Annotated in this window: 18 protein-coding genes and 1 pseudogene; 17 read left to right on the forward strand and 2 right to left on the reverse strand. The window is 30.1% G+C overall.

All coding sequences use genetic code 11. From position 1 onward, the window contains the following. Positions 1-30 precede the first annotated feature (30 nt). The 10 genes from ACQPUY_RS03870 to ACQPUY_RS03915 all read left to right on the forward strand — a co-directional run bounded on the left by ACQPUY_RS03870 (position 31) and on the right by ACQPUY_RS03915 (position 6543). Positions 31-495, forward strand: a complete 465-nt coding sequence (locus ACQPUY_RS03870; RefSeq protein ID WP_430839610.1) for a GNAT family N-acetyltransferase — start codon at positions 31-33, stop codon at positions 493-495. A 37-nt stretch (positions 496-532) separates the two neighbouring features. Further along, a complete protein-coding gene (locus tag ACQPUY_RS03875) occupies positions 533-1033 on the forward strand; it encodes a GNAT family N-acetyltransferase (protein WP_430839611.1) in 501 nt (166 codons plus the stop codon). Positions 1034-1228: 195 nt separating this feature from the next. Then, positions 1229-1369 carry a phosphoribosyl-AMP cyclohydrolase gene (locus ACQPUY_RS03880; protein WP_430839612.1) on the forward strand — a complete coding sequence of 47 codons (141 nt, stop codon included), beginning with the start codon at positions 1229-1231 and terminating at the stop codon, positions 1367-1369. Positions 1370-1803: 434 nt separating this feature from the next. Further along, positions 1804-1968: a hypothetical protein gene (locus ACQPUY_RS03885; protein WP_430839613.1), complete on the forward strand. Its 165-nt coding sequence runs from the start codon at positions 1804-1806 to the stop codon at positions 1966-1968. A 1-nt stretch (position 1969) separates the two neighbouring features. Continuing rightward, positions 1970-2536 carry a zeta toxin family protein gene (locus ACQPUY_RS03890; protein WP_430839614.1) on the forward strand — a complete coding sequence of 189 codons (567 nt, stop codon included), beginning with the start codon at positions 1970-1972 and terminating at the stop codon, positions 2534-2536. Between the two features lie 415 nt (positions 2537-2951). Then, positions 2952-3875, forward strand: coding sequence for a hypothetical protein (locus ACQPUY_RS03895; protein WP_430839615.1), 924 nt, complete (start codon positions 2952-2954; stop codon positions 3873-3875). A gap of 60 nt (positions 3876-3935) precedes the next feature. Further along, positions 3936-4175, forward strand: coding sequence for a hypothetical protein (locus ACQPUY_RS03900; RefSeq protein ID WP_430839616.1), 240 nt, complete (start codon positions 3936-3938; stop codon positions 4173-4175). Between the two features lie 270 nt (positions 4176-4445). After that, positions 4446-4868: an Rrf2 family transcriptional regulator gene (locus ACQPUY_RS03905; RefSeq protein WP_430839617.1), complete on the forward strand. Its 423-nt coding sequence runs from the start codon at positions 4446-4448 to the stop codon at positions 4866-4868. Positions 4869-4992: 124 nt separating this feature from the next. Next, entirely contained in the window at positions 4993-5460 is a 468-nt protein-coding gene (locus tag ACQPUY_RS03910) for a nitroreductase family protein (RefSeq protein ID WP_430839618.1), read from the forward strand. 81 nt (positions 5461-5541) lie between these two features. Next, entirely contained in the window at positions 5542-6543 is a 1002-nt protein-coding gene (locus tag ACQPUY_RS03915; RefSeq protein WP_430839619.1) for an NADP-dependent oxidoreductase, read from the forward strand. A gap of 114 nt (positions 6544-6657) precedes the next feature. Here the strand turns inward: ACQPUY_RS03915 and ACQPUY_RS03920 are convergent, their stop codons facing one another. Together ACQPUY_RS03920 and ACQPUY_RS03925 are read right to left on the reverse strand one after the other, a co-directional pair. Continuing rightward, positions 6658-7239 carry a histidine phosphatase family protein gene (locus tag ACQPUY_RS03920; protein WP_430839620.1) on the reverse strand — a complete coding sequence of 194 codons (582 nt, stop codon included), beginning with the start codon at positions 7237-7239 and terminating at the stop codon, positions 6658-6660. 56 nt (positions 7240-7295) lie between these two features. Continuing rightward, complete coding sequence (locus tag ACQPUY_RS03925; protein ID WP_430839621.1) at positions 7296-8141, reverse strand: aldo/keto reductase; 846 nt, start codon at positions 8139-8141, stop codon at positions 7296-7298. Between the two features lie 102 nt (positions 8142-8243). Between ACQPUY_RS03925 and ACQPUY_RS03930 the strand changes: the two genes are divergently transcribed. The 7 genes and pseudogenes from ACQPUY_RS03930 (at position 8244) to ACQPUY_RS03960 (ending at position 21637) form a co-directional block, all read left to right on the forward strand. Next, positions 8244-8642 (forward strand): MerR family transcriptional regulator, encoded by a 399-nt coding sequence (locus ACQPUY_RS03930; protein WP_430839622.1) that lies wholly within the window; start codon positions 8244-8246, stop codon positions 8640-8642. Between the two features lie 557 nt (positions 8643-9199). Beyond that, on the forward strand, positions 9200-14089 hold the full coding sequence (locus tag ACQPUY_RS03935; protein WP_430839623.1) for an Ig-like domain-containing protein: 4890 nt from the start codon (positions 9200-9202) through the stop codon (positions 14087-14089). A 211-nt stretch (positions 14090-14300) separates the two neighbouring features. Beyond that, a pseudogene (locus tag ACQPUY_RS03940) lies at positions 14301-14446 on the forward strand (IS256 family transposase); the annotation flags it as partial. 200 nt (positions 14447-14646) lie between these two features. Next, positions 14647-14967, forward strand: a complete 321-nt coding sequence (locus tag ACQPUY_RS03945; protein WP_430839624.1) for a PadR family transcriptional regulator — start codon at positions 14647-14649, stop codon at positions 14965-14967. 15 nt (positions 14968-14982) lie between these two features. Continuing rightward, a complete protein-coding gene (locus ACQPUY_RS03950) occupies positions 14983-15720 on the forward strand; it encodes a DUF2812 domain-containing protein (RefSeq protein WP_430839625.1) in 738 nt (245 codons plus the stop codon). A 495-nt stretch (positions 15721-16215) separates the two neighbouring features. Then, positions 16216-21291 carry a S8 family serine peptidase gene (locus tag ACQPUY_RS03955; RefSeq protein WP_430839626.1) on the forward strand — a complete coding sequence of 1692 codons (5076 nt, stop codon included), beginning with the start codon at positions 16216-16218 and terminating at the stop codon, positions 21289-21291. A 52-nt stretch (positions 21292-21343) separates the two neighbouring features. Then, positions 21344-21637 carry a CPCC family cysteine-rich protein gene (locus ACQPUY_RS03960; RefSeq protein ID WP_430839627.1) on the forward strand — a complete coding sequence of 98 codons (294 nt, stop codon included), beginning with the start codon at positions 21344-21346 and terminating at the stop codon, positions 21635-21637. The last annotated feature ends 246 nt before the right edge of the window (positions 21638-21883 follow it).

Genomic DNA, 21883 nt, shown 5'->3' on the forward strand with positions numbered 1-21883 from the left:
AAGGTATATGTAATATTAGGGGGCTATATTATGAAGGATCTAACTATTAGAAAAGCTAAACGTGGTGATGAAGGTAAAGTTTTAGATTTAGTAGAAGAGGTTTTAAGTGATTATGGATTAGAAGTTAATCCTGAAATTGAGGACTTAGATATTACGGACATACCGAGATACTATACAAAAAATAATGGGGATTTTGAGGTTATAGTATTCAAAGGAAAAATTGTTGGGAGTTATGGAATTTATAAAATAGACAAGGATACATGTGAACTAAGAAAAATGTATTTAAAACAAAGTTTTCAAGGTTTAGGGCTAGGTAATATTATGATTGAAAATTCATTTAAAATAGCTAAATCATTAAATTATAAAAAGATTACATTACAAACTAATTCAGTTTTGTATAAGGCTGTAAAGTTATATAGAAAATATGGTTTTGAAGAGTTTGATGACGATGTATGTGAAAGATGTGATATAGCAATGATTAAAGATATTGCTTAAAATAATTACTTAAATGTCGTTAAAGAGAGGAATTTTTATGCGTTATTATGATACTAGTATTGAGAATTTAAAAATTAGGGAAACTAATGAAGAAGATTGTGAACTTATATTATCACTTATTAAAGAAATTGCTGAATATGAAAAAATGTCAGATGAGGTAATAGCTACTGAAGAAACTTTACGCGAATCTATTTTTAATAATAATAGAGCAGAAGTAGTTATTTTAGAATTAGATGAAAAGCCAGTAGGTTATGCATTATTTTTCTATAACTTCTCTACATTTGTAGGTAGAAGTGGATTATACTTAGAAGATATTTTTATTAAAAAAGAAGCAAGGGGAAGAGGAATAGGAAAAGAGGTATTTAAATTCATTGCAAAGAAGGCTAGAGAAGAAGGTTGTAAAAGGATTGAGTGGGTATGCCTTGATTGGAATGAGCCTTCAATTAAATTTTATAAGTCCTTAGGTGCTGTTGCTATGGATGAGTGGACAATATATAGATTAAATGAAAAAGAAATAAAAGAATTAAGTGAAATTTAAAGTAAAGATTCAGTTTAAGCTGAATCTTTTTTTATGTCTAGATAAGTTATAAAAAGGTCACACTAGAATATTATTCTAGACGGAAGAAGAGCGTATAAAGAAGTCTAGAATTATTAACTCAATAAATGATGTTTTTAATTCTTGGGGATATAAGGAGGTAATAACTCCAAGTATAGAATTTTATTTTAGGAGATAATGATCATTAAATTAGTTATCAATAATGTAAAGTCTATATTCTTAGATTGTGATTTAGATACAATATTGATTTTAGTGGATCAAGTTGGGGTAACCTGCCACACTGGAGAAAAGACTTGTATGCACAGAAGTTATAATTAGTGCAAAAAATAATAGTAAAGAAGAACTTTTTTATATATTATTTACTTGTGATACAGTGAACCGTACCATAAGTAAGCCTCCAAATTTTATATTTGGCAAGGCGAACTTACACCTAGGAACGAATGTGAGTAGGTGTTACCTATATTGCCTCCAAATTTTATATTTGGCAAGGCAAACTTAAGTGACACTTCAAAACTTGTTTTGAATAGTGGAACTTACACAAAGTGTACCCTACGAATGAATATGAGTAGTGTGTTTCCTGTAAATGAGCTTTTTAGTCTTAGCCATTGATATTACTTGGTTAAGACTCTTTTTTATATATGCTAAGGTGAAGCATACCTATGGAGAACCAAAATTAAAAGACGTTAGGTTTATAAACTATTAGGTTTGGTATATAATATTTGTATAAATGCTTTTTGAAGGAGGTAATTTAATTGGAAAATAAGGATATTAATTTATATGAGATTTTTATAAATTATTCATATAGTCAATTAAAGGAATTATTTAAAAACGCAAAGACAAAAGAAGAGCAAGACTTTTATATGACCTTATCTAATTTAGTATTACAAAAAGAGCTGGCGAAAGTTATAGGTGAATAGTATGCCAACTTATACAATTTTTGCGGGAGTTAACGGTGCAGGGAAAACTTCGATATATAAATCTATTTATTATGATGAAAATAAAGATGAAAAAAGAATAAATACTGATGAAATGGTAGCCAGAATTGGATCGTGGAAAGATAATAATCTTCAAATTAAATGTGCGAGAGAGGCTGTTAGATTAATAAAACAATATATTCTAGAAGGTATATCATTTAATCAAGAAACCACTTTATCAGGTAAAAGTATAATAAAGAATATAAAGTTTGCAAAAGAAAATGGCTTTTACATAGTTATGAATTATGTAGGAGTTAAAAATCCAGAGGTTGCTAAAGAAAGAGTTAAAATTAGAGTAAGCAAGGGTGGCCATGGAATATCTGATAAAGATATAGAAAGAAGATATTATGATTCCTTAAAAAATCTAAATGAAGCAATTGAAATATGTGATGAAGTAAATATATATGATAATACAGAAGTGTTAGGAGAAGTTATATATTTAAAACATGGTAAGGTCATATGGAAAGATAAAAAAATACCTAATTGGGCAAATAACATTTTGGAAAGATAGCTAGTAAAATTATAAAAGTTTTACTAGCTATTTTAGTATAAAAGTATAGTTAAAACTTGAATTTAAGTGACGCTCTAAATCTTTGATTTAGTTAGCGGAACTTACTCCTACGAACGAATGTGAGTAGTGAGTTTCATTTATAAGAAAGTAAAAATTAAGTATTTATAAGAACTTATTATATTATTTTTAAAGGAAACTCCTTCTCCTAGCGTCGAATGAGTAAGTTCGAGAATCCAAATATAAAATTTGGGCTCTCACTTAAATTCCAATTAATAGGGATAATTAAATATACTAGATAATGTGTAGAATATAGAGTTCTTCAACTATAATTTTTAATGTAGTTGAGGGATTTTTATTTGTATTATTTACGAAATAATTAAAGTAATATATAATTATTTGAATAAGTTATATATAAATGGAAAAAAAGATTGATTTTACAAAATATGGGGGAGGAGAAATGTGGTCTGAAAAAAGAGGTATTGAAAGTTATATAATTTTTGCTATACTTCCCATAGTGATGAATATAGCTACTAATGTTGTATATTTTATAAGTGAGGGTTCATATGAAACTTTACAGGCTGTGGATTCGTTTAATAAATTTACTGCATTTTGCATTTTAATATGTTGCCTTTTTAATTTTTTTGAAAGGGGTAGGAAGCTTTCACAAGATGAGAAGAAAGAGCTTAATAAAAAAATGTATGGTATGAAGCTATTAAATATATTTTTTATTGGATATATAATATTTACAATTATTATTGTAAAAAATATCAGTATAATTATTTCAGCATTAATTATATATGTTGGATATATAAACTTTTATATGTTCACAAGTAAGATCAGGACAGTTGCTATACTTTCTGAAACTCAAAAGAATTGGAGAAAAGCTTATAATAAACATTCTTATGAGGATAGTAGTTTATTATGGAAGATTAAACCTATGCTAGTACCTCATGTATCAGTAAGTTTTACTGAAAGAATTAAGCATATTAATTGGATTGGACTTATATTTATATTACCGTTCTTAGGTGATTTTAGGCTAGTGTATATTCCTATGATGGTTATTGCTTCTATTTTTATTATTCCAGATGCATTATATTTTGTAGATGCTATTTTGGGACTGTATACAGAGACTGAAGGAATATGTACAGGCGTTGTAATGAAAGTAGGCGACAGATTGAGAAAGGTATATTACGAAGTATATGTTACTGATTTTTCGAATAAAAGAGAAATTAAATTTAGAGTGTATGATTATTGCAACTATAATGAATATGATGTTGTTAAGCTTACGCATGGAGGACTTTCTAAGAAAGTTATAGAAACAAAGATAGTAAGTAAATAAGTATTTTATGATGTAAATAAGAAGATATCTTATGAGTACAATAAAAGTGTATTAGATAATTTGAGTAAATTGTTAAATAGTAAAGAGTCAAGAAAGAAGCAGAAGAAGAAGAAGTTATTACATATGATAATTTCTAAGATAACAATTAATGAGTTAAGGGAAGTTGATTCAATAAATCTAACTATAAATGATAAGTTAGTAGATTATATAAGTAAGGAAGAAGGAGTATATATAAGCTATGCTCCTTCTTCTATTATTTTAAAAAATATTGGAATAAGTGTATTGAATTTAGAGTTATAGAAAATAGGATTAAAATACTGTGTGAAGTAGGGGAGGAAAACATAGACCAAGTAATTCAAATTGAGAAAGTCAATACTGGAATAAATTTTAAAATATCCATTAAAGTTACATATCCTTAAAAAAGGCTCTATCAATAATTAACTATAATCCGACAATTTTGAAATTTCATTTTATTGCAAATAAAATAATAATATGGTAATATCATATTATTCTAGTTGTAACCTCAATCGTTACAACTTGAAAAATTTTTATTATATAGGAGGGGAAATTTTGAAAATCAATACACAATGTTCTTTAGCGATACACATCCTGATATCAATAGCAATGTTTTCAGATAAAGTTAAGGTAACAAGTGAAATAATTGCAAATAGTACAGGAACTAATCCTGTTATTATTCGTAACATATTTGGATCACTAAAAAAGGCAGGCATTATTAAAGTTCGCCGTGGTTATGCAGGTGCAGAATTGGTGATGAATCCATCAGAAATTACGATTTTTGATATATATAATGCAGTTGATCCAACATCACTAGAAAACTTAATTGGAATACACAAAAATCCATCTCCTGAATGTCCAGTTGGCTGTAAAATACATGATGTTTTAGAAGAACCTTATAATGCTGTCCGTGAAGGAGTAAAAGAGATTATGTCAAAATATACTTTAGCAGATTTAGTGCTTAAGTATGATTCTTAAGAAATTAAATTATATTTGGAGGTAAAAATGAAAATAAATATTCCAGTACAACAAACTATAAAAAAGGTAATAGTGTAAGGTCATATGAAGAAAAAAACTTTCTACTCAAGATAAAGAAAAACTTATGGCATATGCTGATAGTTTAACAAATCCATTTGGAGTAAAAGTAAATTTTCATATTATAGAAAAAGATTTAGATTCAAAAGGAGAAAAATTAGGAACTTATGGAGTTATTAAAGGAGCTACTACTTTCTTAGGAGTATCAGTAGAAAATACTGAACTAGGTCTTGAAGCAGCAGGATATGAGTTTGAAAACCTAATTTTATATGCAACTCACATGGGGCTTGGGACAGTATGGTTAGCAGCAACTTTTAGTCGTGATAGCTTTATGTCTGCTATGGGTATTAAAGAAAATGATTTATTCCCAGCTATTTCTCCTGTAGGATATCCAACTTCTAAAAGAAGCTTGAGAGAATCAGTTATGCGTAAGACCATGAAATCAGATCAGAGAAAACTAATAAAAAATAAAGAGTATCATAAGAAATCTGGAAAGGTATTTTGGATTAACACTAAAAATTACACGTATAATTAAGAATAGAGAAGAAAAATAATTACGAGTACCAATTGGAAAAATAAATTTAATAGATTGATTTAAGATAGAAGGAGGAAATATATGAAAGCCGTACAAATTAATAAATATTCAAAAGAGATAAATGTAACAATTAATGATATACCTGTTCCTAAGGTCAGTGATAATGAAGTATTAGTAAAAGTCAAAGCAGCTGCTGTTAATCCGTTAGAGCTTTTAATTCTTACAGGAAGTGTAAAATTAATTCAAGACTATGATATGCCACTAACATTAGGAAATGAATTATCTGGGATAATAGAAGAAGTTGGAAGAAATGTTACTGGGTTTAAAAAAGGAGATAAAATATACTCACGTCTTCCTATAGATAAAATAGGAGCATTTGCTGAATATATAGCAGTTAATGCCGATGCAATCAGTCATATGCCAAAAAATCTTGATTTTAAAGAGGCAGTTGCTGTCCCATTAACAGGTTTAACTGCTTATCAAGGATTACATGAAGAATTGGAAGCAAAGGCAGGACAAACTGTATTTATTCCAGGGGGGTCTGGAAGCTTTGGAGAGATGGCTATTCCCATAGCTAAATCAATGGGGCTTAATGTTATTGTTTCGGGCAATACAAGATCACGTGAACAAATGATGAAGTTGGGGGTTGACCTTTATGTAGACTATACAAAAGAGAATTATTGGGATATTATTCCGAAAGTTGATTTTGTAATAGATACTCTTGGACCAAAGGAGTTTGAAAGAGAACTCTCTGTTTTAAAAAAAGGTGGGCGCTTATTAAGTTTGCGTACAGGTCCAAACAAAAAGTTTGCTGAAAGAAATAAATTTCCATTTTGGAAGCAAAAGTTATTCTCACTTGCAGGTGCAAAATATGATAAATTAGCTCGAAAAGAGGAAAAGGAATATCGTTTTATTTTTGTTCGTGCTGATGGAGAACAACTAAAAGAAATTACACGAATTGTCGAGGAAAATAACATTGTGCCTAGAATAGATTCCCGTATATTTACTATTGAACAAACAGGTGAAGCATTAAATTTGGTGGCTAGCGGGCATACTAATGGTAAAGTAATCATTCAATTTTAAAGATAAGATTTATGTATGAAATTTCTTGTTATTATGGGATATTTTACTATAAATATTCTAAAAGTGAGGTTCCTACAACAAGCAAATAAATGCTTATTGCAGGAATTTTATTGATTAAGGTAATTCACTAAAATCATGATTTATTATTTCTATCAACTTAAAATCATCATTTTCAAATTCAAATTTTAGTATACAACAATTACCTAGTCTTTCTTTTTGATCAATATCACTAGTATGAGCCCAGTATCTCATAAATTGACGGCAAGCAGCTCCATGTGAAACAGCTAAAACTGTATTATGGTCATCATTTTTCATAATTGAATGGAGGGTTTTAGCAATTCTGTTTCTCAATTCAATTTCACTTTCACCTCCATACTGAACAAAAAAGTCTCTATAAGGTAGTGGTGGGTTTAAATCTTCACTTTCCCCTTCAAAAGTACCAAAATTCCATTCTTTAAGACCTTTTACTCTTGTATAGGACATGTTTGTAACATACTCTAATGTATCACAAGCTCTTTCAGATGTAGAGGAGTAAGCATGATCAAAAGTAATGTTATTACTTTTAAAATACTCTCCAGCAATGATAGCTTGTCTGATTCCTACTTTAGTTAATGGGGCATCACACCAGCCTTGAATTTTTCTTCTAGCGTTAAATAAGGTTTGTCCATGTCTCATTAAGTACAATATCTTCTTCATATATACCTCTCTTAATTTCCATGATGTAATAATTTAATAATTTAATAATTTCTACTTTATCTACTAAGACTAGCTAGCATCTCTATAGATGATGCTTCTTGATGATTAAAGAAAGAACTTTCTTTTTTGTCTAAAGCACAGATTGTATTCATATCATCTTCACTTAATTCAAAATTGAAAATATCTATATTTTGTTTCATTCTTTCCTTATTCACTGTCTTTGCTAGTGGAACAATTCCTCTTTGAAGTAGCCACCTTAAAATAACTTGGGCAACTGATTTATCATATTTATCACCAATTGACTTCAAAGTAAGATTGTCAAACATTCCATTTTTCCCTTCAGCAAAAGGAGCCCATGCTTGTAGTTGTACCCCATACTTATTGTTAACTTCCTGTGCTATTAATTGTTGGTGGAATGGATTAATCTCAATTTGGTTTACAGCAGGTGTAACTTCATTGAATAAAGACAGGTCAGCTAAACGGTCTGGATAGAAATTTGACACTCCTATTGCTCTAATTTTACCTTCTTTATTTAAATCCTCCATAGCTTTGTAAGCACCATAGTAATCACTTACTGGTTGATGAATTAAAACTAAATCCAAATAATCTAATTTCATTTTCTTTAGAGATTCTTCAATAGATTCCTTTGCTTTTTCATATCCAGCATTACTAATCCATACCTTAGTAGTAATAAATAAATCTTCTCTAGGAACTGGTGATTTAAGAATAGCTTCTCCAACTGCTTCCTCATTTCCATAGGCTTGAGCTGTGTCAATTAAGCGATATCCGGCATCAATAGCGTCTAACACAACCTTAGTACATTCTTCTTTATCTGTGATTTGAAAAACTCCAAATCCAACTTTAGGCATCTTTATGCCATTATTTAAAGTTACATATTCCATTTTAAATCCTCCTTTAGTTTTAATATTTTATGGTCTATAATAATTTTACTAGTAGGTAGTAGCTACCGAGCAAGGATTTTTATTAATTTAGGAGGAAATTTTATGTATACAACAAAAGAAGTATGTGAACAAGTTGGAATATCTTACGAAACATTAAAATTTTATTGTAAAGAAGGTTTAGTGCCAAATGTTAAAAGAGATAAAAATAACTATAGAATCTTTGATGAAAAGAATATTGCCTGGCTAAATGGACTGCAATGCCTAAGAAAGTGTGGTATGAGCATTAAAGATATGAAATTGTATATGAATTATTGCATAGAAGGTTCTTCTACAATTTCTAAAAGAAAGGAGATGCTTGATAAACTAAAAGAATCATTATTAAAGAAAATGAATGAACTCAATGAATGTATTGATTTCATTGACAATAAGCAATCTTTCTATGATGATGTATTGGATGGTAAAATAGAATATATAAGTAATTTGATTGATGTAGATAAATAGTAGGGTACTTAATATTATTATGATGAGAATATGAAATTAAAATATTATCAATTATATTGTATATGGGAAAATCTAAACATTTTTACTAAAAGAGGATTGGAATAATATTAAAAGGTTTGAAATTAAAGTTTTAATACTAAGTATGTATTAAAACTTTTTTACTATTTATAGAAAAAAATAATAATTGATTATAAAAAATATAGAAGTATAATAAAATAAATTTTTGATTTATTTTGATGTTCTATAAAAGTTTATATGTGAACGCTTATTACACTACTTTTATTATAAGTCGTTATTCAATCCTAAGATGTCTTCCCTTGAATAATTGATCATTTAACATAAGTAATCTTCCTAAATATGCTCATGACCAATATCAATTTAATTATATTAGATACTTTGCATAACTAACTTCCTTTTAGCTCAAAAAGTAATAATTTTTTTAATTTACAAAATTAACCAAAAATGTAAAAATTGCGTTGAAGTTTAGACGATTATATATTATGTTATAAAGTGAATGATAAATTTATTTAATCTATTAATAATGGGGAGGAGAAAAGATGAGAGGAAAAAAAGTATTAGCAGCATTTTTGATTATTGTAGTTAGTTTAAGTTGCTTTTATGGAGGAGGTGGTATCACTGTAAAAGCAATGAATCAATCAGACGAAGAGGCAATTATAGAGAAAGAGACAGAAGAGACAAAAGAGACTGAAGAGGCAATTATAGAGAAAGAGACAAAAGAAACAGAAGAGGTAAAAGAAACAGAAGAGATAAAAGAAATAGAAGAGACAAAAGAAACAGAAGAGACAAGTCAAGAAATCAGAAATTTAGCATTGAATAGACCTACAAGAGCATCAGCATATTTAGAAGCTAAGGACGGATATCCAGCAAGAACTCCAAATCTTGCTGTAGATGGAAATTTATCAGAACAAAATAGCAGATGGCAGAGTGGTGAAGATGCAACATTTAAAGAACAATGGATAGAGATAAAACTTAGAACAGATTCTTTAGTTTCTGAAATTAAGGTTAAATTTTTCGCAAAGCTTTATGGAAATTTTGTGATTGAGACATCAGAAACTAATGAAGAAGGTGCGATATGGAAAGAAGTCGGAAGAGGAGAAATGCCACCGAGTAATAATACGGATTTGACTAAAGTTGTAAACTTAAATGAAAATGGAAAGATGAAGCATGTAGAGCGTTATGTAAGGTTACGATTTACATCTGGAAATACAAATGCAGCCAATAGGAGTATAGGTGTGTATGAAATAGAAATTAATGGAGTATTAGATTTGGATCCTGGGGAGGAGTTATTACCGGAATCTGCAAAAGATGTAATTGATAGCATATCTTATTTGGAAACGATAACAAAAGATATGGAAGAAGTACCCCTTCCAAAAGCGCCGGAAGGATATGATATTCGAGTAAAAGGAAGTGAATATTCACAAGTAATTTCAGATGATGGTAAAATAAGCAATTATAATATTTACGATTATGATCAAGATATCATTATTGAGGCAGTAAATAAAGAAAATCAGGAAGATAAGGCTGAAAAGAGTTTTAATGTTCATGTACCGAATAAAAGGGAAAAATATGCATCTTTATTCCCACAAGTTAATAATGCGAACAAGGAACCAAAAGTAATTCCAAGTCTTCAGGAGTGGTATGGATATGAAGGAGAATTTAATCTAAATAGTGAATCTAAAATAATTATTCAAGATGATGCAGAATTAGGAATTAAGAAGGTAGCAGAAGAATTCCAAAGTGATATGAAGGATATTACCGGGTGGACATTAGAAGTAGTGGAAGGTGGCAATGCAGGTAAATCTGATATTGTTTTAACTTCTACAAAAACAGATATATATGATACTGGAGAAGAAGGATATTTACTAGTGGCGGATGACAGTGGAATTAAAATATCAAGCAGTGGTTATAATGGGTGTCTTTATGGACTTATGACTTTGGAACAAGTTTTTTATACGCAGAAAAAAGAGTTCACATTCCCAAAAGGTGTTATAAGAGACTTCCCACAATATGAAATTAGAGGTGTTATGATTGATATTGCAAGGGCACCTTACCGTATTGAAGCTTTACAAGATTTAGTTAAGACATTTGCTTTTTATAAGACAAATGAAGTACAGTTTCACTTGAATGATAATAGACATATTGCCTCAAGCGGTGACAGAGGAGATTATAATTATTGGAAGAATGCCGAAGCAATGTTCCGATTAGAAAGTGATTTATTTCCAAGTCTGAAAACAGATGATAAGGATGATGAATATTATAACGAAGTGTACGGTGGCTCACCACAGTATTCAAAAGAAGAATATAAAGAGCTTCAAGAGTTAGCAATGAGTTATGGAATCAATCCTATTTCTGAGATTGATGCACCTGGACACTCACTTTTATTTACAAAATATGTAAGAAACAACTTGGAAGAAGTACAGAAAGTTCTTCCTCAAATCAAAGGAAATATTAACAGCACTAGGGATTGGGAATTATTATCTTTAGTAGGAGAAAATGGAGAATGGGCGATTGATTTTATGGAAACATTATATGGAGAATATCTAGACTCAGAAGATCCAGTTTTCTTAGGTGACACGGTAAATATTGGTATTGATGAATATTGGAATATTCAAGATAATGAATATGAGGGAATGCGTAATTATATTAGCAGAATGGCAGAGACTATTAAAGAGAGTGGAAAAGAGGTTCGTATGTGGGCATCTATGTTACCTTATTTTGATAATAAAGGCGTTGATGCAAATCAATATAATGATATTGTAATAGATTTCTGGTCATCTTATTGGGACAATGCTGCTAGAAGAGTTTCAGAAGGATTTAAAATAGTAAATGCTGATTCAAATCATCTATATGGAAATCCAGGAAGAGATTATAGAGATATTGTAAATATAGAACATATTTTTAATAATTGGGATCCAACCATAATTTCAGGGGGAAACTTGAAAAAGGGAGAGCCAAATCTACTTGGTGCAAAGACTTCATTATGGGCGGATATTAATAATATGGGAGTCACAGAGAGAGATAGTCAGGAAAGATTAATTAGACAGGCAGCTGTTTTGAGTGAAAAAACATGGGGGGGAACTGATAAAGATCAGAACTTTGAAGATTATAGTTTTAAATATGAGAGTTTGAGAGAAGGGCCTGGTGTAACTCTAGGTGCAGGAGTAGAATCTAAATCAGGGCTTGTTATGTCATATGATTTTGCAAATGAAAAAGATGGAACTATATATGATTCAAGTGGAAATGGATATGATGGGAAAATTAAGAATGGTGAAATAGTAAAAGAAGACGGAGAAGCGTGGTTAAATTTGGATGGTACTGGTGAAGTTACAACAACACTAAAGTCGTTGGATTATCCATATACAGTGCAATTTGATTTAAAATTATCTGACGTTGATAATCGAGAAGAGGATATATGCCTTTTTGATGGAGAGGATGGACGTTTAACTGTAAAGAAGAATGGAAATCTTGGATTGAATCGTGTATTCTTCAATCAAGATTTTGGTTACAAAATACCAACAAGTGAGAAAGTAGAGCTTACGGTGGTTGGAACGCAACAAGTTACAAAGCTTTATGTAAATGGAAAGCTACAGTCTGTGTTGTCAAGATTGACAGCTTCTGAAACAGACTATGATAATTTATTATCTACATTTGTATTTCCTTTAACTTCTATTGGAAGTGGCCTAGATGGTAAAATTGCAAATATTAAAGCATATAACAAAGCATTGTCTCCAGAAATTATAGATAAGATAGGAAGAGGAGAAAGTGTTAGTGAGGTAAATGTTTCTCAAGATAAAGGTGCAGCAGGAATGGCACAGCGTAAGGGTGATGGAGGTCAGGATGTTGATTGGAAAAAGTTGAGAGTTGGATGGAAAGCATTAGATGGTGATGGAAATGCACTGAACGGTTCTCATGGAACAGATGTGAGCGAAAAAGATTCTTATTTTGAGGGGGCATATGCAGATAGTTCTTTTGCAGTTGATATGCAAGGAGAATATGATATAAGCAAGCTAGTTTTGCAATGGGATAATCCTCCACAGAGGTTTATGATACAACAGTCAAAAGATGGTGAAATTTGGACAGACATTCAAGAAGTAACTGGGAAAAGCATAAATGAGATAACTTTCAAAGAACCAGTTAATACACAATATTTGAGAGTTAAAGGATTACAGAATAATGGAAATACATTTAAGTTGAGGGAATTTGAAGCATATGAGCAAGTTGAAAAATCAGATTTAAATTCAATTATTACTCAAGCTGAGGAAAAAGTTCAAGAATTAGATTTGAGCTATAGTGATAAAAAAGGATACGATATATTCTTTGATGCATATGTTATGGCAAAGGCATTGAACGAAAGTGTAATTGCAGAACAGGCAGAGATTGATGAGGCAAAAGAATCATTGCAAATATCATTAGATTCTTTAACAGAAAAACCAGAATATATTAAAGTAGAAAAAATAGAATTAACTGCTGAAAAAGAAGAACTAGAAATTGGAGAGCAGATAAAAATAACAGGTGTAATCACACCAGATAATGCAACAGATAAGACATTGAAGTGGGAAACATCAGATCCAGAAGTGCTTAAAATAGATGAAAATGGAACAGTAACTGCAATAAAAGAAGGAAAAGCATCTATTAAGGCAATTTCTCCTGATAATGTTCAGGCAGAATTAATATTTACAGTGAAAGAAAAGATAATAGAAAAACCTGAATATATTAAGGTGGAAAAAATAGAATTATCTGCTGAAAAAGATGAACTAGAAATCGGAGAGCAGGTAAAAATAACAGGTGTAATCACACCAGATAATGCAACAGATAAGACATTAAAGTGGGAAACATCAGATCCAGAAGTGCTTAAAGTAGATGAAAATGGAAAAGTAACTGCAATAAAAGAAGGAAAAGCATCTATTAAGGCAATTTCTCCTGATAATGTTCAGGCAGAGATAAAATTTACAGTGAAAGAAAAGACAACAGAAAAACCAGAATATATTAAAGTAGAAAAAATAGAATTAACTGCTGAAAAAGAAGAACTAGAAATCGGAGAGCAGATAAAAATAGCAGGTGTAATCACACCAGATAATGCAACAGATAAGACATTGAAGTGGGAAACATCAGATCCAGAAGTGCTTAAAGTAGATGAAAATGGAACAGTAACTGCAATAAAAGAAGGAAAAGCATCTATTAAGGCAATTTCTCCTGATAATGTTGAGGCAGAACTAATATTCACAGTGAAAGAAAAGATAACAGAAGAAGAACCAAAAGAAGAAGAAGAAAAAAAGCCTGATGTTGAAACAAAGCCAGAAGATAACAACGGAAAAGGAAACTTACCCAATACAGGTGCAGCAGTCACTCCAGTAGCAACAGTAGCTTTAGCTATGGCCATGACAGCTCTCGGATTTGCTTTAAATAAAAAGAAAAATAAGAAATAAATTGTTTTAAATTGCGAATATAACTGCAAAGATAAATAAAATATGATTCATAAGACAAATGGCTACAAAAAGAAGCTATAGGCTCGTAAAAACTGTTAGATCAAGAGGAATAGTACCTAGTTTTGTGTAAAAACAAAACTAGGTACTGTTTTTTGTATGAACAGTTGTAAGTTTTAGAATAATACACTATACAAATTTAGGAGGAATTATTATTCCAAAGAAAATTGATACAAACTTTGATTACAATGAACAAATTAGGAAGTGTAAAACCATTGATTATGTTATGTGAAAAAATATGATTATTAGAGTCTTGTTAAAGATGTTCTTGAAAATATTTTAGAAGGAGAAATGGAACAGAAAAAGAATAACAGTTTATTATAATTTATGATATATAAGGTAATATTTTATAAAAGTTATTGATAAATAAAAATAATTGATGCTGGTAAGAGATTGGAGGAAAAAAATTACATATGAATATTTGACAAGTATATCATTAATTGATATATTATATTTAATGATATATCAATTAATGATATAAAACTGTGAAGAGGTAATTTATGGCGAGAAAAGATTCTATTGATATTGGCGAATTAACAGATACTGCTTTTTATATTTTAGCTAGTGTTATTGAGGAAAAGCACGGATATCTAATTATGAAAACTATTGAAAAGCTTACAGATGATAAAGTTATAATTGGACCAGCATCACTTTATACAACACTGAAAAAGCTTCTAGTAGCAGAGTTAGTGGAGTTAAATACTGACATAGCTGAAAATAAAAAAGTATATAAAATAACAAATAAAGGACGAGAGATGTTAATAAAAGAGATCGAACGTAAAAAGCAGATGATTAGATTTGCTCAAAATTTTTTAGGTTAGAAAAGGGGGATATTGATGAGAAGTAAATATGTAATGATTAGTGGACTTGCATTTAGTGAAGAAGATGATATGGAAAAACTAAAAAATTATGCAAGTCAAGGTTGGATATTAGAAGACATAGTAGGGGGATTTTTCTATAAACTAAGAAAAGATAAGCCTCAAAACATAGTATATAATCTAGATTATCAAACAGAGACAAATGAAGAATATTTCAATATATTTAAAGAAGCAGGATGGGAGCTTGTTGTTTCTATAGAAAATTATATGCACATTTTTTCAGCACAAGTTGGAACTAAACCAATTTATAGTGATTGTGAATCAGAAATAGATAAATATACAAGTATAAGAAATACAACAAGAAAAGGAACTCTATATTCTCTAATAATAGCTATAGCATTAATTGGTTTGCTAGTTGTTTCCTCAATTGTTATTAAACCTATATTCCCGATTATTATTGGATTATTAATAATTGATATATTTATATTTGTCTTTAATTTTATGCCTTATTTAGCATATAATTCAAGAATCAAGCAAATAAAAAAGTATGGTAAGTATAACAATAAAGTAATAGATAATAAAATTTCATGGAAATTATATGCAATTACAAGCGTTCTATGGTTAGCTATAGGGATATGGCATTTAATTGGTAAACTATATTTTTCTGCAGTATTTTATATAATTTTTGGTACTTTTTATATTTTTTCAAGTTCAAAGTATTATAAGAAATATAAAAAGTCTATACAAATAAAATAAATAGAAAAAACTCACTTATAGGTGTTACCTATATTGCCTAAAAATTTTATGTTTGGCAAGATGAACTTAAGTGACACTTCAAAACTTATTTTTTAATAATGGAACTTACATAGAGTGTAGCCTACTACTAAATATAAGTAGTGGGTTTCTATGAATATGATTTATAGCCTTAGGCATTAATATAACTTGCCTAGGGCTATTTTTTATACTATTTTATTTAACTTAAACAAAATAGTATAAGTAAAAAATTAATTGACAAAAAGATAAATGATAGTATAATAAGCCCATAAAGAAATATATGTAAATATAGTTAAAAAAAGTAAAAAAATAAAGACGAATGAATTGGGGAAAATTATCATCTTAAACTATATTTCTTAGTTAAAATTGAGTAATGATAGAAGTAGATGAGTACATATTAATATAAAATTATATGAAAAGTATTTAAAAGATATGTTAACTAAAGCAATAAGCAAAATAAATAGGGGGTAAATTTTAATGAAAAGAAATAAGTTAAAGGGAATAATAGGTATAGCATTAGCTGTAAGTTTGGGGTCTAATTCTTTAAGCTATGCAACAGTTAATACAACTGATGATTCAGAATATGCACAATTATTAAGTAGCATAAAGAAGGGAAATTTAATTGGAGAAGCAAGTAGTAATTCAAAAATTTCTACAGATATAGATTTAGAATCTGATGAAGTTATTTCAGTTATTATAGAGTTTGTAAGTGAACCATTAGCAGTAAATAATGAAACATCATTATTTAAGTTATCTGAATCAAAGGTAGAAAGAGATCATAGAGTATTTGAAACTTTTTTAGGTAATATGCCGCAAACTTATAGTGATACGCCAATGGAAATAAAAGAAGAGTATTACACTGTTTTTAATGGTGTAGCAATGAATATAAAATCTAGTGAATTGGAATCTTTAATAAAGTGTGAAGTCGTTAAGAAGATTCATAAAGATTATGAAGTTAGGTTAGAAACTGTAGATGATGAAGGTGTAGAAGATGAATCTATTTCTACTTCCAATGAATCTGAAGAGATTGAAGCTACTGAACCTGTAATAGAAGAAAGTGAATTAACAAATGAAATAGAAGTAGGGGAAAATGAAGTTGAGGAGGCAACTGAGTCGGAAGAAGAGAAGGCTGAGGAGGTAGAGGAAGTACTATCAAATGAAATATCACCTCTTATGATGGATTCAGTGCCATTTTTAGATATTGATGATTTACATGAAGATGGCATAAAAGGTGATGGCGTTAAGGTTGGCGTATTAGATACTGGTATAGATTATAATCATCCGGATTTAACGGGTGTATATAGTGGATTTACAGCAAATGATGGGGATGCTAATAATCAAGATATAGATTCTGTTAAAGGTTGGGACTTTATAGATAATGATGCAGATCCTATGGAAACAACTTATAGTGAGTGGAAGGATAGTGGGCAACAAGAGTTTGATTATTATGGAAATGCATATTATACATCTCATGGAACTCATGTTTCAGGAATTATAGCGGGTCAAGCAGCAAATACTGAGACTGATAATGCAGTGCTTGGAGTTGCTCCAAATGTTGAGCTTTATGGATACAGGGTTTTAGGTCCAAGAGGTTCAGGTGCCACTTCAGGAATAATAGCAGGTATTGAAAAAGCTGTTAATGATGGAATGGATGTAATAAATATGTCACTTGGTGATGCAGGGACTACAGATCCATTTAGTCCTATGGTAACAGCTGTTAATAATGCAACTTTAGCAGGTGTTGTAACAGTAATTGCAAATGGTAATTCAGGACCAAGTGCAGCAACATCTTCAGCTCCAGGAACAGCTCAATTACCAATTACTGTAGGAGCAACATCAGTAGATTATAAATGTGATACTTATGAAATAGCTTTAAATGGCTTAGAAATAAATTCACAAGTTATGGTTAAAAATTTAGAAATTCCATTTTCAACTTTTGAAAATACGGAGTATGAAGTGGTTTATTGTGGTTTAGGAAGTGAAGAAGAATTTAATGAAGTAGATGTAACAGGTAAGGTTGCTTTAATTGATAGAGGAACATCAACATTTGTTGAAAAATTACAAAATGCAGAAGCTGCAGGTGCTGCTTTTGTAATTATAGCAAATAATGTTACAGACTCGACTATGCCATACATTGGAGAAAGTACAAACTTAAATGCTCTAGCTTTATCACTAGAGGATGGAAAAGTTTTAAAAGAAAATTTAGATAAAAAGATTACAATAACAGCATCAGGTAGTTTTATTGTTGAAGGTGATAAATTAACTGATTTTAGTTCCGCAGGTCCAGTTAAGAGAACTTATGAAATAAGACCAGATGTTGTAGCACCAGGCTCACAAGTGTTCTCCACAGTTCCAGAATATATAAATGATAAAAATGAAGATGAGGATAATTATAATGTAGCTTATGAAAGAATGAGTGGAACATCAATGGCAACACCTCATGTAGCTGGTATAGCAGCTTTAATTCTTCAAGCTAATCCAGACTATACTCCAGAGGATGTAAAAGCGGCATTAATGAATACTTCCGAAAAGATTACTAAAGAAGATGGTAGTGACTATAGTGTTCATCAAATAGGTGCAGGAAGAGTTAATCCATATGAAGCAGTTTATGAAGAGGTTTCATTTAAAGCAGAATATGAGGTTATAGCGGGAGAAAAAAGTGAAAAGTATGATAATGTAACAGGTATGCTTTCTTATGGAAAAGTGTATAAGAGTGAAGATAATTCTAAGGATACAAAGAAGGTAATTCCAGTTACAGTTAGCAATAATTCAAGTGAAAGAAAAACGTATAATGTATCAGTTCATTACTCTAATAGTGATAGAGCGTTATCAGCAGAAGAAAATAATGTTAAATTAAATGTTTTAGATAAAATAACAGTTGATCCAGGAGAGAGTAAGAGTTTTGATGCAGAAATAATTTTACCTGGTATTGCAAGTAATGGAACTTACGAAGGATATATTTTATTTGAAGATATTTCTAGTAATGAAGATTATCAAATGCCATTTAGTGCAACATTATCAATAGAAGGATTTAGCGTATTAGATTATCCATCTATGTATGAAGGTATATCAAAGGGATTATCAGCATTTAATACATCATCTTTATTTAATAAGAGCGAGTATACTTATTTTGCCGGGAGTGATATTACAGTTACTATGGCTGTAAGTGAACCAGTATCAGTAATTCATACTTTTATTAAAGATAAGACTACAGGGGAATATGTTGGACATGCTGGCAGTCAAGATGGTAGCTGGATTCCAGAAGATGTTGAAGTATTAATTCCCAATATTATGCCAGGTGGATTAGTATCTAAAATAGTTAATGGAAATGTTACAGAAGAAAAGAGTGCAGTTCAAAATGGAATATATGATTTAGAAGTTGTAGTTGAAACTTATGAAGGAAAGATTTTTACAAAAACTATACCTATGGCAGTAATAAATGATACAAACTCTGATGAGCTTACTTTTAATTTTAATGAAGGAATAATAGAAGTAACTGATGATTTATATTCTTCAGAGGTTTGGTATGATGGGGAAGAGCATGAAGGTATTTGGATAAAAGCTAATGTATTTAATGAATATGTAGATAAAATGAAGAATGAATATGGTCTAGATTATTTAAAGCAAGAAGAATTAAATGGTTTATATGCAACTGGATACTATCCAAATGGTAAGAACATAGGAATGAGTGTTATGGCTAAGGAAAATGGAGATGTATTAATAGCTGGGGTAGAAAAAAGTGACTTGGAAGATGGTTTCTTTAAAGTTAAGTTAGAATATGCTAATGCTGCAACAGTAACAGATATGCCACATAATTTTATATTTGTGAATAAGGATACTCAATATTTATCATTAGATACAAATCTTGAAAGAGTTACTGAAAATGATAGCTTAGTTGCAAGTATTTCTTTAAATAATGCAAAGGATGTTACTGAAGGCACTTTCGTTATTGAAAATTATGGTAATGCAGATTTAGGTATAGAATCAGTAACTGCTACTAAGGAATTAGAAGCTATATTAAATGAAAATAAAGAGTCTATGGATATAAATTTTGAGGAAATTTCAACTGACAATGGAGGACAATCATTTGAAATATCATTTAAATTAGAGGGCGAAAATATTATTGGCTTAAATGATGGTATTAAATTATTTGATGTTAATTATAAGGTTAACAGTCTTGAGGGAATAGAAGAAGACTTAATAGATGATGAACAATTTAGATATATAAATTTAAGAGGTATTAGCGGAGAATTCAAAAATTCTAATAAAGATTTGGTTAATGTTCAAGTTGGTACTATGGATAAAAATTTATTAATTGAATCTACTGAAAGAACTTTAATTTATGGTACAACAGGAACTTATACTAGAGGTATGAAGGATGCTAAAGTTTATGCCGTTGATCCAGATGGAAATAAATATGAGCCAACTTACTTTAAGTTTGACGAAATGATTGAAAGAGGTCATTTATTTGCATTTAATGATCTTCCTATAATTGAAGGTAATTATCAAATAATACTAGAGACTCCAGGGGGATTTGATAGTATTGTCGATGTACCGGGAAGTAAATTGAATGAGGAAAGTGAGAGAATAGGAAATATATTTGCAATAACAAGCTATTCATTTACATCTTCAACTCCATTACAATCTAAATTAGGCGATGTTAATGAAGATGGAGCCATAGATATTATTGATGCTATTGAAGTTGCTAAGTTATATGTACCTACAGTTTTTGATAGTGATATGATTTCTAGTGAAGCTAGTGAAATTTCTGAAGAAAGAGTTGCTGCTGACTTAACTCAAGATGGAGTAGTTAACTATATGGATATGGGTGCAGTTATAGAAAACTATCTAATGAAGGATTATTTAAATGAAGATGCTAAGGAACCACAGGAAGTTTATAATGGAAATGATATTTATGATGTCCTTGAAGAATGTGGATATTTTGATGAACAGCCAGATCTTAATGTTACTTTAGAAGCTGATAAATATGAATTAAAGGCAGGAGAAGCATTAAGTCTTACAGCTACTCCACCAACAGAAGAAGTAGAGTTTGAATATGAATTTTCAGTAAGAGAGGAAAATGATGCTGAGTGGACAGTTATTCAAGAGAGAAGTGATAATAGAAGCACTTCTTGGACACCAGAAGAAGCTGGAAGCTACGCTGTTAAGGTTAGAATTTTCTATGATGAAATAAGCTATATATGGCAAGATAATAAGATAATTACTGTAAATCAAAATGATGTTGTTGATCCTGAAGAGCCAGGAAATCCAGGTGATGGAGATGATAACGGTAATAACAATAATGGTAATAACCCACAAAATCCAGATGATAATGATGGAAATAGTGGAAATGGTGATGGAAATAATCATGGAAGTGGAAGCGATGATGGAATAGATAAACCATCTATTGATATAAAACCAGATGATACAAATAAGCCAATAATAGGCAATGGAAAATTGCCTCAAACAGGAGGGGCTAATTCATTTATGACATTAGCATTTGGATTAGTTTCGACTATAGGTGGAGCCATGGTATTTAAAAAGAAAAAATAATTTAAATACTCAGAAGAGCTGATTTTTTGACTAGTTTAGGAGAATTAAAAAAATGAGTGATTTAGAATATGAATTTCTACCAGAAGTAAATATAGAAAAAATTTTGGAAAACGAAAATAGTAATTCTAGTGAAATAATAGGCGATTCACCATGTCCTTGCTGTGGATGTATTACAATACCAAATAAAGGAGATGCTATTGCTTATATATGTTCAGTATGTATGTGGGAGATTGATTTGTTTATTCACGATGATAATGAGTCAAGTGACTTAAATCATGGATTATCCCTAAAAGAGGCAAGAGAAAATTATCAGAAATTTGGTGCATCGGAAAAAAATCTAAAATAATATTGTAGAGAAGCAAAAGAAAATGAACAATCTTAATTATATAGAGGTGTAAACAAGAAAAGCTTAGTGTTGACGCACTAAGCTTTATTTTCTTCCTTTAGCAATGTAGCCACTACTTTATGCTAATACCATATAAATATTTTCCTTTATGATACGGAAAAATATACTATTTAAATTAATAGGAATTATTTGTATTATATAGACAAGAGGTGAGATAAAAGCAATCAGAAATATAGAATAAAGAAT

The sequence above is a fragment of the Clostridium nigeriense genome (assembly GCF_050585245.1).
GTDB classification, from domain to species: Bacteria; Bacillota; Clostridia; order Clostridiales; family Clostridiaceae; genus Clostridium; species Clostridium nigeriense_A.

What these genes read in the sequence shown, in the direction of transcription:
- ACQPUY_RS03870 (WP_430839610.1), top strand. Translation starts at nt 31, where the DNA reads ATGAAGGATCTAACTATTAGAAAAGCTAAACGTGGTGATGAAGGTAAA.
- ACQPUY_RS03875 (WP_430839611.1), top strand. Translation starts at nt 533, where the DNA reads ATGCGTTATTATGATACTAGTATTGAGAATTTAAAAATTAGGGAAACT.
- ACQPUY_RS03880 (WP_430839612.1), top strand. Translation starts at nt 1,229, where the DNA reads ATGATCATTAAATTAGTTATCAATAATGTAAAGTCTATATTCTTAGAT.
- ACQPUY_RS03890 (WP_430839614.1), top strand. Translation starts at nt 1,970, where the DNA reads ATGCCAACTTATACAATTTTTGCGGGAGTTAACGGTGCAGGGAAAACT.
- ACQPUY_RS03895 (WP_430839615.1), top strand. Translation starts at nt 2,952, where the DNA reads ATGGAAAAAAAGATTGATTTTACAAAATATGGGGGAGGAGAAATGTGG.
- ACQPUY_RS03910 (WP_430839618.1), top strand. Translation starts at nt 4,993, where the DNA reads ATGGCATATGCTGATAGTTTAACAAATCCATTTGGAGTAAAAGTAAAT.
- ACQPUY_RS03915 (WP_430839619.1), top strand. Translation starts at nt 5,542, where the DNA reads ATGAAAGCCGTACAAATTAATAAATATTCAAAAGAGATAAATGTAACA.
- ACQPUY_RS03920 (WP_430839620.1), bottom strand. Translation starts at nt 7,239, where the DNA reads ATGAAGAAGATATTGTACTTAATGAGACATGGACAAACCTTATTTAAC.
- ACQPUY_RS03925 (WP_430839621.1), bottom strand. Translation starts at nt 8,141, where the DNA reads ATGGAATATGTAACTTTAAATAATGGCATAAAGATGCCTAAAGTTGGA.
- ACQPUY_RS03930 (WP_430839622.1), top strand. Translation starts at nt 8,244, where the DNA reads ATGTATACAACAAAAGAAGTATGTGAACAAGTTGGAATATCTTACGAA.
- ACQPUY_RS03935 (WP_430839623.1), top strand. Translation starts at nt 9,200, where the DNA reads ATGAGAGGAAAAAAAGTATTAGCAGCATTTTTGATTATTGTAGTTAGT.
- ACQPUY_RS03945 (WP_430839624.1), top strand. Translation starts at nt 14,647, where the DNA reads ATGGCGAGAAAAGATTCTATTGATATTGGCGAATTAACAGATACTGCT.
- ACQPUY_RS03950 (WP_430839625.1), top strand. Translation starts at nt 14,983, where the DNA reads ATGAGAAGTAAATATGTAATGATTAGTGGACTTGCATTTAGTGAAGAA.
- ACQPUY_RS03955 (WP_430839626.1), top strand. Translation starts at nt 16,216, where the DNA reads ATGAAAAGAAATAAGTTAAAGGGAATAATAGGTATAGCATTAGCTGTA.
- ACQPUY_RS03960 (WP_430839627.1), top strand. Translation starts at nt 21,344, where the DNA reads ATGAGTGATTTAGAATATGAATTTCTACCAGAAGTAAATATAGAAAAA.